Origin of the sequence: Microbacterium sp. ZW T5_56, from assembly GCF_044987425.1 — a bacterium.
GTDB lineage: Bacteria > Actinomycetota > Actinomycetes > Actinomycetales > Microbacteriaceae > Microbacterium.
The window spans coordinates 36,173-49,750 of the sequence record NZ_JBJDRI010000032.1; the positions used below are offsets into that span (position 1 = coordinate 36,173).

10 protein-coding genes are annotated in these 13,578 nt (G+C 67.4%); 8 read left to right on the forward strand and 2 right to left on the reverse strand.

Going from position 1 to position 13,578, the window contains the following annotated elements:
* Window positions 1-9 precede the first annotated feature (9 nt).
* From ACI3KU_RS14760 to ACI3KU_RS14785, 6 genes are read left to right on the forward strand one after another with little or no spacing between them, the layout of a single operon-like run.
* Window positions 10-1,149 (forward strand): DUF58 domain-containing protein, encoded by a 1,140-nt coding sequence (locus tag ACI3KU_RS14760; RefSeq protein WP_404923066.1) that lies wholly within the window; start codon window positions 10-12, stop codon window positions 1,147-1,149.
* Complete coding sequence (locus ACI3KU_RS14765; RefSeq protein WP_404923067.1) at window positions 1,146-3,515, forward strand: transglutaminaseTgpA domain-containing protein; 2,370 nt, start codon at window positions 1,146-1,148, stop codon at window positions 3,513-3,515. The genes ACI3KU_RS14760 and ACI3KU_RS14765 overlap by 4 nt, the downstream gene beginning before the upstream one ends.
* Window positions 3,512-4,774 carry an RDD family protein gene (locus ACI3KU_RS14770; protein WP_404923068.1) on the forward strand — a complete coding sequence of 421 codons (1,263 nt, stop codon included), beginning with the start codon at window positions 3,512-3,514 and terminating at the stop codon, window positions 4,772-4,774. The genes ACI3KU_RS14765 and ACI3KU_RS14770 overlap by 4 nt, the downstream gene beginning before the upstream one ends.
* Window positions 4,771-5,658, forward strand: a complete 888-nt coding sequence (locus tag ACI3KU_RS14775; protein ID WP_404923069.1) for a PP2C family protein-serine/threonine phosphatase — start codon at window positions 4,771-4,773, stop codon at window positions 5,656-5,658. The genes ACI3KU_RS14770 and ACI3KU_RS14775 overlap by 4 nt, the downstream gene beginning before the upstream one ends.
* Window positions 5,655-7,094, forward strand: coding sequence for an FHA domain-containing protein (locus tag ACI3KU_RS14780; protein WP_404923070.1), 1,440 nt, complete (start codon window positions 5,655-5,657; stop codon window positions 7,092-7,094). Before ACI3KU_RS14775 ends, ACI3KU_RS14780 begins: the two co-directional genes overlap by 4 nt.
* Window positions 7,091-8,566, forward strand: coding sequence for a serine/threonine-protein kinase (locus ACI3KU_RS14785; protein WP_404923071.1), 1,476 nt, complete (start codon window positions 7,091-7,093; stop codon window positions 8,564-8,566). Before ACI3KU_RS14780 ends, ACI3KU_RS14785 begins: the two co-directional genes overlap by 4 nt.
* Window positions 8,567-8,640: 74 nt before the next feature.
* Here the strand turns inward: ACI3KU_RS14785 and ACI3KU_RS14790 are convergent, their stop codons facing one another.
* Complete coding sequence (locus ACI3KU_RS14790; protein WP_404923072.1) at window positions 8,641-9,099, reverse strand: recombinase family protein; 459 nt, start codon at window positions 9,097-9,099, stop codon at window positions 8,641-8,643.
* Between the two features lie 100 nt (window positions 9,100-9,199).
* Entirely contained in the window at window positions 9,200-10,975 is a 1,776-nt protein-coding gene (locus ACI3KU_RS14795) for a cation:proton antiporter (protein WP_404923073.1), read from the reverse strand.
* Between the two features lie 156 nt (window positions 10,976-11,131).
* On the opposite strand from ACI3KU_RS14795, the gene ACI3KU_RS14800 reads away from it, so the two are divergent.
* Window positions 11,132-12,016: a neutral zinc metallopeptidase gene (locus tag ACI3KU_RS14800; RefSeq protein WP_404923074.1), complete on the forward strand. Its 885-nt coding sequence runs from the start codon at window positions 11,132-11,134 to the stop codon at window positions 12,014-12,016.
* Window positions 12,017-12,076: 60 nt separating this feature from the next.
* Window positions 12,077-13,054 carry a prolyl aminopeptidase gene (gene pip / locus ACI3KU_RS14805; RefSeq protein ID WP_404923075.1) on the forward strand — a complete coding sequence of 326 codons (978 nt, stop codon included), beginning with the start codon at window positions 12,077-12,079 and terminating at the stop codon, window positions 13,052-13,054.
* Window positions 13,055-13,578: the final 524 nt, after the last annotated feature.

Sequence of the window (13,578 nt, forward strand, 5' to 3'; positions counted from 1 at the left end):
CTCCGAACCGTGCGTCCCCTGGGATGGCTGCTGCTGGCTTGCTCGGTGGGCGTCGGTGCGGGAGCCATCCTGCTCGGATGGATGGAGTTCGCGACGGCCGCGCTCGTGGCCGGTCTCGTCGTGATCCAGTCAGCGCTGTTTCTCATCGGTCGCACCGCCTACGACATCCGGATCGCGCTCAACCGCACGCGCGTGGTCGCGGGGGAGCGTGCCTATGGCAGCCTCACCGTGACGAACCCGACTGCGCGTGCGTTGCCACCGGCACGCCTCGTGCTCCCCGTCGGCCCGGGCCGCGGCGCATTCGATATCCCGCGCATGTCCGCGGGCGAGACTCGCGATGATCTCTTCTCCATCCCCACGACCGCGCGCGGGACTCTCGCGGTCGGGCCCGTAAGTGTGCTGCGCGGCGACCCGCTCGGATTGTTCGAGCGGATCTCGCATCGCGACGACGCCCGCACCCTGTACGTCCACCCCATCACCGTTGCGCTCACGGGTCTGTCGCTCGGCCGGGTGCGTGATCTCGAGGGGCTCCCAACATCGGACCTGTCCCGTGACGACCTGTCTTTTCACGCCCTGCGCGAGTACTCCCCGGGCGATGATCTCCGTCACGTGCACTGGCGTTCCACCGCTCGAGTCGGTGCAGTCCTGGTGCGCCAGTACGAGGAGACGCGCCGATCCCGATTCGTCGTGGGGCTGAGCGCGCACCCCGACGACTACAGCGATCCGGACGAATTCGAACTGGCGGTGAGCATCGCCGCCTCATTCGGTATTCACGTGCTCGCCGACTCGCGTGATCTTGCCGTGTTGATGCCGGGCCGCGTGCTCACGGAGAGCAGCGGGGCACGCCTGCTGGACGAGTTCTCGCTCATCTCGCTCTCTCCCGCTGGCGGCGGCGGAATCGACGCGCTCGCGGTGCGCATCGCGCCCCACGCGAATCAGGCGGCGCTGGTGATCCTGGTGTCCGGAGCGCAGGCCTCACCGGCTGCCCTGCAAGCCGCGTGCGGTCGGATGCCCGCGGGCGTACGCACTCTCGTCGTCGTCGCCGACCCCGAGGCGGAGGCCGTGAGGCGCCGCGTGGGAGGCGCCGATGTGATTCACATCCCCACCCTCGAAGAGCTTCCCCGCGCGGTTCGGCGGGTTCTGTCATGATCTCCGCACGCGACGCCCGTGCGCGGCCCGGTGATGGGCGGATGGTGATCGACCTCATCGCGATCACGCTGCTGTGCGCGACGATCGGATGGGGCTTCCAGCCCGTTTTCGAGGGTTTCGGCTTCCTCGTCCCGGTCGGCATCGGCATCGCCCTCGGCGTTGCGATCGCCATGCTCGCTGCAGCGCGCAGGTGGCCGCTCCCGCTCGTCGCCGTCGCGACCATCGTCGGCTACTTCCTCGTGGGCGGTCCCGCGGCGCTGCCGGCGACGACGTTCTTCGCCGTGCCCACCCTGGAGAGCTTCTCCACTCTCGCCACCGGGACCGTGACCGCGTGGAAGTCGTTCCTGACGGCGGGTCTGCCGCTGGACATCGCCGAGCACGCGCTGGTGCCGTTCATCCTGATGCTGGTGTGCGCGGTGACGTCGACATCATTGGCGCTGCGAGTGAAATCGGCCGCGTGGACTCTGGTTCCGCTCGGTCTCAGCGCCGTGGTCGTGGCTCTCCTCGGATCACGCACCGCTGCGCTGCCGGTGTCTGTGGGGGCAGGATTCGCCGTGGTCCTGATCGCGTGGTTGGGCATTCGTCACGCCCTGGATCCGTCGCGGCATCTGCTTCAGGCTGCCACCGAGACCACGGCGGTTCACCTGCGTGTCGTTCGTCGTCGGCGGATGGTGGCAGCTACGGCAGTTCTCGTGGTCGCCATGGTGGGTGGATCTGCCGGCGGGGCCTATCTCTTCGACAGCGATCGGACCGACCGTGTGGTCGCGCGCGACTACGTGGTGCCACCGCTCAACCCGTACGACTACACGAGTCCCCTGCAGTCGTTTCGAGCCTTCGTGCGAGATCATGCCGACACCGCGCAGTTCACGGTCACCGGTCTTCCTGCGGGAGCCCGCGTGCGGTTGGCAGCCTTGGACGCCTACGACGGACTCGTGCTACACGCCTCCGATGACGTCTCCTCCGGCTCGGGTCGATTTCTTCCCCTCTCCGCCGGGGCTGCCGATGCGAAGTCGCTGACGCGAGTGGACGTGCTTGTCGGCGACTACACCGGCGTCTGGCTGCCGACGGTGGGGGCGGTCCAGGAACTCACCTATGACGCTGGTGCGGAGGCGATCGATGCGGCGGCGAGGCGTAGCACCTTCTACAACGATCAGACGCAGACCGCGCTGAACACCGGCGGTCTGCGACCGGGCGTGGCCTACACGCTGGAGACGAGCATCGCTCGGGCACCGTCGCAGACCTCACTCACCGACGCGCAGTTCGCGGCGGTGCGCACGCCGCCCGCGATCAACGTGCCGGAGGACATCGCGGCGCTCGCGGCGCAGGCGACCGTCGACGCGGCCACGCCGCTGGAGAAGGTGGAGGCCTTGGCCGGGTGGTTGTCCTCGTCGGGCTACTTCAGTCACGGCCTCGAAGGCGATGCGCCGTCGCTCTCCGGACACGGTGCGGTCCGCCTCCATGACTTCCTCGACGGGGACACCATCGTCGGAGATGACGAGCAGTATGCGGTGACGATGATGCTGATGGCGACGCAGCTCGGCATCCCCGCCCGCGTGGTCATGGGGTGGTACCCCGCGGCCGACGCCGCAGACACCGACCCGTTCGTCGCGACCGGAGACAACCTGCATGCCTGGGTCGAGGTCGCGTTTGCCGGCCACGGATGGGTCGCCTTCGACGCAGCACCGCCGCCAGACAAGGTGCCGCGCGAGTCCGCGCCACGGCCGCGGACGGATCCGAAGCCGCAGGTTCTGCAGCCTCCGATTCCGCCGCAGGAGGCCGCGGACGACACCCCGATCGCACCACATGATCGTGATGACGGCGAGGAGAAGGACAAGCCTGAGGAGAAGGTCACCGACTGGGGACCGATGATCCTCACGCTCGTGGGCACCGGGGCTGGAACCGTGTTTCTCGCGCCGCTGATCATCGTGCTGCTCGTCAAGGCGATCCGACGGCGTCGGCGTCAGCGGTCGGCCAGCGCTCCGGCGCGCATCGCCGGCGGCTGGGATGAGATCGTGGACCGCGCCGTCGACCTGCGAGTTCCGATCCACGACGGGGCTACCCGCGTGGAGACAGCGCAGACGCTGCAGCTCGCCTTCCCCGACGTCGCGGTCGTCCCGCTTGCGCGACGTGCCGATGCCAGCATCTACGGGCCGGCCACGGCCGACGGTTCCGAGGCGGAGGCGTTCTGGCAGGAGGCCGGGAGAGTTGTCCACGGAATGCGTCGCTCGGTCGGTCGTGGGCATCGGATGCGTGCGAGGATCAGTCTGCGTTCCGTGATCGGCGCGCGGGGGCGATCACGTGGCGGTGAGGGGCCCGACGACGACACGTCCGCGCTATCCGCGGCGGCTGGAAAGGGGCGAGGATGACGCAGCGGCAAGCCGCCAGCATCGCTCGCCGGGTTCTGGCGTGTGTCATCGACGCGGTGATTCCGGCGGTCGTGATCGGGGGGATCGCTGCGGCGATGATCTCGGCGGGTACGGGGCACACACGACTGGTGGTCGCTGCCGTCGCCGCGGCCTGGCTGCTTGTGCACAGCGCCCTCCAGGCCGGGAAGGGCTCGCTCGGAATGCGTATCGTCGGCATCCGACTCATCGGCGCACATGACCTCCTCCCCCTCGGCTTTGCACGCGCCCTCGCCCGAAACGCTGTCTTGCTTGTCCTGTGCGCTGTGGTCATCGGATTCTTCACTCCGCTCTTCGACCGCAGCGCGCGGCGCGGCTGGCACGACCGGATCGTGGCGGCCTCGATGGTGCAGCAGAACCGACGGATGCCCGTGGTGCCGCCTGTGCTGCAGGAGGAGAAGCGCGCGGAGGAGTGGCTCGCGGGAGTGAGCGTCGATGCGCGCCCGGCGGAGCCGATCCGTGACGTGCCGGTGTCCCGAGTGAGCCGCTATCTCACGACCGAACCTCCGGAGCGCACGGGCGAGGTCATCGAGAGCGTGCCCGGCATCACCGATGACCGGGTGCGGGCCGAGCATGCGCGTGTGCGCACTGCGCGACGAGCACGCGGCGAGCAGTTGAGCTCATTGGCACCCGTGCAGGCGGCGCGAAGTGAGCGCTCTCGGGCCGCTGATGAGCCGCCCGCCATCACACGTCCCCCCGCTCCGCCCCTCACGATCACGCAGCGTTCCGGCCGCTCGACACGACCCGCTATCGTCGTCTCTCCACCCGCGCGAGACCTGCGCACGACGCCCGCAGCCACCCACGATGCGCCCCTGAGCGACCCACCACGGTTGCCCGTCGTTTCGCTGTCCGGCCCCTCGGCCGCCGAGGCCGTGACCGTGCAGCTTCTCCAGAACGCGTCGGCGTTCGTCACCATCATGTGGGACGACGGAACGCTGTGCGAGGTGGAGCGAGAGACCGTGTTCGGACGCAATCCGATCGGGCAGGACGACGACGGGCTCGCGGTTGTCTTCGATGACTCGCTCTCGCTGTCGAAGTCGCACTTCCGAGTGCAGCGCAACGGCGCCGACATCGGGTTGGTCGATCTGCACTCGACGAATGGCGTGCGAATCCGTCGCGAAGGCGTCACTACCGCGGCCACACCGGGGGAGTTCACCCCTTTGCAGACGGGTGATTTGCTCGAGATCGGTTCGCGTCGCGCACGCGTGGAGGTGACGTCGTGACCGCCGCCGCTCCCATCACCGTGGACTGGGCCTCCGCCACGCATCCGGGCCTACGACGACGCAGCAATGAGGACTCGCATATCGCTCAGCCTCCGCTGTTCCTCGTGGCGGACGGGATGGGAGGCCACGCCGCGGGAGAAGTGGCAAGCGGCATCGTCGTCGCCGAGTGCGCGCGTCTCGCGGCACAGTCGACCGTGTCTGTGGATCAGCTGCAGGACGCGCTGACGCGAGCCCGGGTGCGCGTGGAACAGGTCGGCGGGGCGGGTCGTCCCCCGGGCAGCACGCTGACCGGGGTCGCGGTATCGGATGTGGACGGGGTCGGCTACTGGCTGATCGCCAACGTAGGCGACTCACGCACCTACCGCCTGACGGACGGCCGCCTGACGCAGGTCACGGTGGATCACTCGATGGTGCAGGAACTCCTCGCGCATAGCCGCCCTGACCTCGCCGCCCGAACCGCGCGCAACGTCATCACCCGCGCGATCGGTGCCGGCAGCGATGGAGTCGCCGACATCTGGATGATTCCCGCGACACAGGGCGATCGCCTCCTGGTGTGCAGTGACGGACTCACCAGCGAGGTCAGCGATGAGCTCATTGCCGCGATCCTCGCGAACACGAGGGACCCGCGCACCGCGGTCACACATCTCATGTCCGCGGCGCTTCACGGAGCAGCTGCGGCAGACGAACCGCCGGCCGGAGGCCGGGACAACATCACCGTGATCGTCGTCGACGCTCGGGAGGTGTCTTCGTTCGAAGCGGACGAAGACACGGCACCGGGCACCCGCTGGGGCGGGGGACACGGGACGCGGGCAGCCGCGTCATCGGCGACACCACGGGGAATGCGACAGGGCGAGAGCCCGCATCTGGGGAAGGACTCATCATGATGAGCACACACACAACCATTGGCGCCATGCAGTACGCCACCGGCGATTGGTTCGTCGTCGCCAAAGAGAACGGCTTCGTGCTCCTGCCCGGTCACGTGGCCGTGGCCACGCTGGAACGCGTGTGGACGGCAGTGGACTCCGGCCGCATCGCAGCAGTGATCGACGCGATGACGGCCACGGCAGGTGCACCGCTGTCCGCGGTTCCACCGTTCGCCATCGCAATCCGCCACGGAGCGGACCTGCGGATCGCCGTGCGCGGCGACGTCCGTGTCGTCTACGACGACGGCACCCGTCAGGAGCTCATCACCGGCGGACGCATGGAGACGTGGGTGGAGCAGGAACTCCCCGCTCACGTGGCGCTGCTGGTCACGCCACCCGAGTCGCAGATCGATGAGACCCTGCTCCCGCTGGTCTCCGGAATCGCGCGCGCCGGCCTGGTCGCGGTGGGCACGCAGGAGCACCCGACGCAAGCCGCCACCGGTACGGCATCCGTTGGGACGACCGCCGACACCGCCGCGATCGATGCCCCCACCCCGGCCGACGCCGAACAGGGCGAGGCTGCCGATCCGGAACAGCACGACGGCGACGATGTCGACGACCACAAGGCGGACGGCGATGCCGGAGCGACCGCTGGTGAAGGCAGTGCTGAAGGTGAAGACAGCGCTGGTGAGGGCAGTGCTGAAGGTGAAGACGGCGCTGGTGAGGGCAGCGCTGAAGGCGGTGGCGGTGGCGGTGGCGGTGTTGTGGATGGCGGCGTCGCAGGAGACGGTGCCACGGTGGTCGATGCCACGGATACCGCGGTGGTCGATGACGCTGGCGAGCACGTCGCCCCCGAGGCGGCCGAGCCGGACCCCACCACCGGACAGCACGACATGACCCCGGATGGCGGCACCGGTGATCATGATGGGCAGACCGTTGAGCAGTCGTTTCTGGATGCCGCGCGTGCGGCCGGCATGGTGGCGGACACCGATCCCGATGCCGCTCAGACCTCGGCCGGCTTCGATGACGCCCCCGACTTCTTCGCGGAGTTCGGCATTGATCTCGATGGCGATCGCAGCTCGGACGAGGGGGGCGACTTTCCGGATGGCGCTCCTGGCGGCGGCAGGGTCGTCCTCTCGACCGGGGCAGTCCTGGAACTCGATCGCCCGCTGATCGTGGGGCGGCGCCCGCGAATCGAGCAGGGCATGAGCGACGACATCCCTGAGCTCATCACCGTTGCCAGCCCGACGCACGACATCTCCCGCAATCACGTCGAGATTCGTCGGGATGGCGAGGCGACCACGGTCACCGATCTGAACACCACGAACGGCACGATGCTGTTGCGGGAGGGCGACGGTCCGCTGCGCCTGCACCCGGGGGAGCCCACCATGGTCCTGTCCGGGGACGTGCTGGATATCGGCGACGATGTGACGCTGAGGTTCGAGGACATTCCGTGAGTTCCCGACGTCGCGCGGCACCACCACCCGAGCTTCCCGGCTACACCTTTGTGGAGCTGATCGGCTCGGGTGGGTTCGCCGACGTCTACCTCTTCGAGCAGCACATGCCCCGGCGGCGGGTGGCCATCAAAGTGCTGCACACCGACCGCATGAGTCGGTCCGCGCTCGCGGAGTTCGCCGCCGAGGCGAACGTGATGGCGATGCTGTCCACCCACCCCTCGATCGTCACGGTGTATGGCGTGGGGCAGGCTCCGGACGGGCGTCCCTATCTCGTGATGGAGTACGCCCCGCGCCCGACACTGCAGGCGCGATACCGGACCCGTCCGCTGTCGGTGGCGGAAACGCTCCGCGTCGGCATCATGATCGCGGCCGCCGTCGAAACCGTGCACCGCGCCGGCGTGATGCACCGCGATATCAAGCCCGCCAATGTGCTCTTCACGGAGTACGACCACCCGGCCCTCACCGACTTCGGCATCGCATCGACCTCGGCACTGGAGACCGCCGCCGGCGTCTCCATCCCGTGGTCCGCCCCCGAGATGTTCGCCGATCAGCCGTTCGGCGGTCCCGAGGCGGACGTCTACGCGCTCGCGGCCACGCTGTACACGGTACTCGCCGGTCACAGCCCGTTCGAGGCTGAACGCGCTGCCAACAGTCTCGAGCTGATCGACCGGATCGAGCGGATGCCGGCGCAGGGGGTGCCTCGTCCGGACGTGCCCGATTCCCTGCAGCGGACACTCTTGCGCGCGCTGTCGAAGTCGCCAGCAGATCGACATTCGACCGCGCTCGCTTTCGCCCGGGCGCTGCAGAAGGTTCAGATCGAGCTGTCGATGGCTGTCACTGTGATCGACATCATCGACGACTCTCCGGGGCGTCAGAATGAGGACGCCGAAGCCGACGGCCTGACCCGCGTGCGCAGCGTCATGAGCATCACGCCGCTCGCGGCGGCCGCCGCGCTCACCCCCGCTGATCCTGTCGTGGACTCCGCGGCCGTTCCTGCCCCTCGGGCCGCGGTCGATGTCGAACCACGACAGCTTCGCCGTCGCACCCGATCTGCCGCACCATCTCTCTGGTCGAAGCCGTGGGGACGCGTGACGATCATCACCTCCGCAGTTGCCCTGGTCGCTGCAGTCTTTGCCGCGAGCATTCTCACGACGTCCGTTCGCGCGCCGGATGCGACACCAAGCTCGGCACCGCAGAACATCGTCGTGGCGGCCGTTCCCGCACCCCAGAACGTCGCAGGCCGGGTCGAGGGCGACGCCGTCGTGTTCACCTGGACCAATCCGGACGCGCTTCCGGACGACCGCTATCTGTGGAATCTCGTGAGCGCGGGCCGTGACGAGGAGGCCGAGATCGTGGACCTGCCCACGGTGACGGTGCCCCGTGGCAACGCCGTCCAGGTGTGCATCGCCGTCAGCATCCTGCGCGACAACGGTGCCGCGAGCACCGAGCCCGCACGCCTCTGCGCACCCTGAACTAGGTGCGCGGTTGAGGCACGCAACCACGGGTGCCCGCTATCGAACAGCCGGCTATCGAGTGGTCGGGTATCTTACCGAATCGCGTCGGTGAGGTGCTTGGCACCGTGGCTGAGCACCTTGATGATGATTCCGCGTCGGCGCAACTCTGCCATCGTCCGCTGCTCCTCTGAGACATCGCGACCGAGCGCGTGCACCGAGGAGATCACCAGCACATCACCACCCCGGAGCGTGCCGAAGAACCGAGTGAGCCTCTGCTCCCATGACTCGAGCGTCTCTGGAGCAGGATGACGGAATCCTTCAATGGGCACGCCGAAACGCGAGAGGTCTTCGCGCTGGTCGATGAGGGAGGGCATGTCGTCACGCACCACCACGAGACCCACGAGTCGTGATCCTTCGGGACGCGCCCGCCACCACGTGCTGTCTGACTGGAGTTCTGAGAAGCACTTGGGGCATTCCGCGGCCGTGTGGGCAACAGGAATCAGTCCCGTGTCGTTGCCGGAGTCCGTGCCCGCCGTCGCGCCGTCCGTCATGTCCTTCTCCGTCGTTCGTCGTGTGCTCCCCATTGTGCCCGACACCACCGACATTGCGGCCGGAGTCGACGGCGCGAAGGCGGTACGGCTGCCCCGACCGTCATGCCTCCGGCAGGTGCGCCCGGATGCTGAGCTCTTCGGCGTCCAGCCCCTCAAGCACCCGTCGCAGCATCGCGGTGCTGTAGCGACCGTTCGAGCGAGCCGACGTGAGTCGCTGTCGCTGGGCCTGGATGATGACCAGTCGGATGGCGCGCAGCTCATCCATCGTGGCGCCTTCCGCTTCGTCCGGCGGTGCCACCATGCGCTCGCGGGCGGCCGCCAGCAGCTCGGGATCGAAGGGACGACCGTCCTCACGATGCAGGTCCGGCTTGGCGAGGGCTTTCGATGCAGCTTCGCGAAGTGCGGCGTTGAGCTCGGTGAGCCGGTCGGCGTAGTCGGCATCATCCTTCGCCCCGGTGAGCCCGAGCGCGCGGATCAGCGGCTTGATCGTGGAGCCCTGCACCAGCAGGGTGCCGACGGCCACCAGGAAGGCGATCAGGATGAGGAGGCTGCGATTCGGCGCATCCTCCGGCAGCGTCTGTGCCGCCGCCAGCGTCACCGCTCCTCGCATGCCGGCCCAGACGATGAGCGTTCCCTCGCGCCAGCCCAGCTGAGACGACTCGAGGTAGGCGATATCGCCGAGCGATCGGGAGATGCGTCGGCGGAAGTTCGCCAGGCGACGCTCCGGGTTGCGTGCTCCGCGCTCAGCCACCTGCTCCACAGTGACGTTCTGGAACCGGTCGCGCGCCTGTTCCAGGTGCGGACGGATCGTCTCGCCGCGCTTTGCCCGCCGCCCCTGCAGCCACACCAGCGGGATCACGTAGAGCGTTCGCATGCCCATGATCACGAGGAAGGAGAGCAGAGCGAGGAAAGCGGCATTACCGAGGATGTCCTCATCACCGCTGTTGATGACCGAGCTGAGCTCCAGACCCATGATCAGGAACACCGCGCCCTCGAGCATCAGCTCGATCGTGCGCCAGTTCACGCGGTCGCTCAGACGCTGCTCGGCGGTGAAGTAGCGCGCGGCGCCCTGACCGGTCACGATGCCGGCCACCACGGCCGCCACGAGTCCCGAGCCGCCGAGGTGCTCGCTGGGGAGGTAGGCGACATAGGGCACTACGAAGCTGATGGCGGTGGCGGCCGTGGTCGACGGGATCCAGGCGCGAACCCGCAGGTTCACCCAGCCGACGATTCCACCGATGCCGACCGCGATCACCACGGCCCAGCTGAACGTGCCGATGCTGCCCCACAGCGCGAACGGCGCGGCAGCAGCGGCGATCGCCGTCTTGAGAAGCACGAGCGCGGTGGCGTCGTTGAGGAGGCTCTCGCCCTCCAGCATCGTCACCACGCGTGGCGAGGTGCCGAGCTTCTTCACGATCGAGGTGGCGACGGCATCCGTCGGACTCAGCACAGCACCGAGGGCCACACCGACCGCGAACCCGACGTCAGGGATCAACAGGCTGAAGACGAGCCCGAGCACCAGGGAGGAGAAGAGCACCAGCAGGACGGACAGGCCGCCGATCGCGCTGAAATCTCGGCGGAACTCCATCGCGGGAAGGGAGACGGCGGCGGCGTACAGCAGCGGCGGCAGGATGCCGATGAGGATCCAGTCCGGCGGCAGGTACAGGTTCGGCGTTCCAGGAATCAAGGTGATGCCGATGCCGAGCGCCATCAGCACGAGCGGGCCTGCCACCCCCACCTTCGGTGCCAGCGCGGTGACCAGGGCGATGATGAGGATCCCGGCCACGACGAGGATGATCGTCAGGTCGAGGTCGATCTGAGCGAACAACGGAATGAGATGGTCGATCTCGGGGAACTCGGACAGGGGCATGAACATGTGGACCCTCCTCCCGAGGCGCCTGCGGACAGGGGCATCGCACGCGCCGACCTGTTCAGTTTAGAGGGGCATCCGATGCGGGAACCGCCTCGTGGTGGCGCAGAACGCGTGTGCATCGTTCCGCGCGATGAGGCCCCGGGCGAGTACCGTGGACCCATGACGTTCAACCCCAACGCTGATGTCAGCGACAACACCGCGCAGCGGCGCGGCGGTGGCCGTCGTACCGGCATGGTGGTGGGCGGTGGAGCCGTCGGCCTCGGAGCCATCGTCGTGGCGCTGGTCGCGATCCTCACGAATGGCCAGGTGGATCTGAGCGGGATCGTCGGTGGTGGCGCGCAGCCACAGCAGCAGGAGGCGACCGCCACGACGGGCGAGTTCGGCGACTGCAAGACGGGGGCCGACGCCAACGCGAACGACGACTGTCGTCTGGCTGCCGCGAGTCTCCTGCTCGATAAATTCTGGGCCGCCAACATGGATGGCTACGTGAAGCCCACGGAGGTGGTCTACTCCGGCACGACCGAGTCTGCGTGCGGCACCGCCAGCAATCAGATGGGTCCCTTCTACTGCCCGCCGGATCAGAGCGTGTATGTCGACCCCTCGTTCTTCGAGATCATGCGCGATCAGTTCGGTGCCAGCGCGGGCAACCTCGCGCAGCTCTATGTGGTGGGACATGAGTACGGGCACCACGTGCAGAACCTCATCGGCGTGATGGAGAAGTATCCCAACAACGGCACCGGTGCCGACAGCAACAGCGTGCGCACCGAACTGCAGGCGGACTGCTTCGCGGGCGGATGGATCAAGGACATCACGCTGTCGAAGGACAAGAACGGCGAGTCCTACATGAAGGAGCCGACCGAAGCGCAGATCAAGGATGCGCTGAACGCCGCCGCGGCCGTGGGAGACAACAACATCCAGAGCCGGAGCGGTTACGTCAACCCGGACACCTGGACGCACGGTTCCAGCGAGCAGCGGCAGACCTGGTTCTGGACGGGGTACACGCAGGGGATCAACGCGTGCGACACCTTCGATGGCCCGCTCTGAGCGCACCGCTGAAAGCACGATGACAGGTGCGCGCCGACAGCGCACCGGTGGGGGAACGACATGACTGACGAGCAGGGCTTCGACGAGGACCTTTACCCGGCGATCGAGCCGTACGAGACCGGCCAGCTGTTGGTGGGGGATGGCCACCGCATCTACTGGGAGCAGAGCGGCAATCCCGACGGCAAGCCCGTCGTGTTCGTGCACGGCGGACCGGGTTCGGGGACCTCTCCCTGGCAGCGACGCTTCTTTGACCCGGAGAAGTACCGCATCGTGCTGTTCGACCAGCGTGGTGCCGGCAAGTCCACTCCGCACGCGAGCGACCCGAACGCGGACATGCGTCATAACACCACCTGGCATCTGGTGGCGGACATGGAGCTGCTGCGCAAGAACCTGGGGATTGGCGCATGGCAGGTCTTCGGTGGGTCCTGGGGATCCGCGCTTGCGCTCGCGTACGCCCAGACGCATCCGGACGCCGTGACTGAGCTGGTGTTGCGGGGGATCTTCACGCTGCGGCGCGAGGAACTGGAGTGGTTCTACGAGGGTGGTGCCGCCGCAGTGTTCCCCGACTACTGGCGTGCATACGAGGAACAGATCCCGCCGGTGGAGCGCAACCGCATGATCGAGGCGTACCACCGCCGACTCTTCGACCCGGACCCCACGGTGCATCTGCCTGCGGCGGTGGCGTGGTCGCAGTGGGAGGCCGCAACGGTCAGCCTCGTTCGCGACCAGGGGGCCGTCGACGATATGGCCGACGCTGCACGAGCCGCGGCCTTCGCACGTATCGAGAACCACTTCTTCATGCACGGCGGGTGGTTTCGTGAGAACCAGCTCATCGATGATGCTGCACACATTCGACACATCCCCACGGTCATCGTGCAGGGGCGCTACGACATGTGCACGCCGATGATGACGGCATGGGCACTTCACGAAGCGATGCCGGAAGCGGAGTTCATCGTCGTTCCCGATGCCGGCCATTCGGCAGCCGAGCCCGGGATGCGTCGCGCACTGCGCGCCGCATGCGACCGGTTCGCGACCTGAGCCAGAGGTCGCGACACGCCCGTTGTTCACCGGGATTTGTCGTCCGCGTGGGATCCACGTAAGTTATTACCTGTTCGCCCCACAGGGTAGAGCGGAGGGCCTTCGGGTCCGGCTCCCCTCATGTTGGTGGACAAGCCTCCTTCGCAAGATCTGGACAGTTTCTGTCGTGGTTTTGTGGTGGTGGTTGCCTGGATCCCCTGGGTTGGGTTGTCTGTTGGCGGGTTGGTGTTCATTGGAGCGTCGGCGTGTCGGGTTTGACAGTCTGGTTGGGTGGGTCTAGGTTAGAGAAGTTGCCCCGCAGCGAAGCCCGTGAGGGTGGGTGGTGGGAGTATCCGATCCTTGAGAACTCAACAGCGTGCACTTGTCAAATGCCAAATAACCTCGCCATCCCTTTTTGGGGGTGGGTGAGATTCCTTTGGATCAATTTATGGAAGTCAGTTTTGACATTCTGTTTTTGGTCAGTTTCAAACTCGCAGCGCTTTCTGCCTATTCCGGTGGGGGTGTTGCAGCTGTTTTTCACGGAG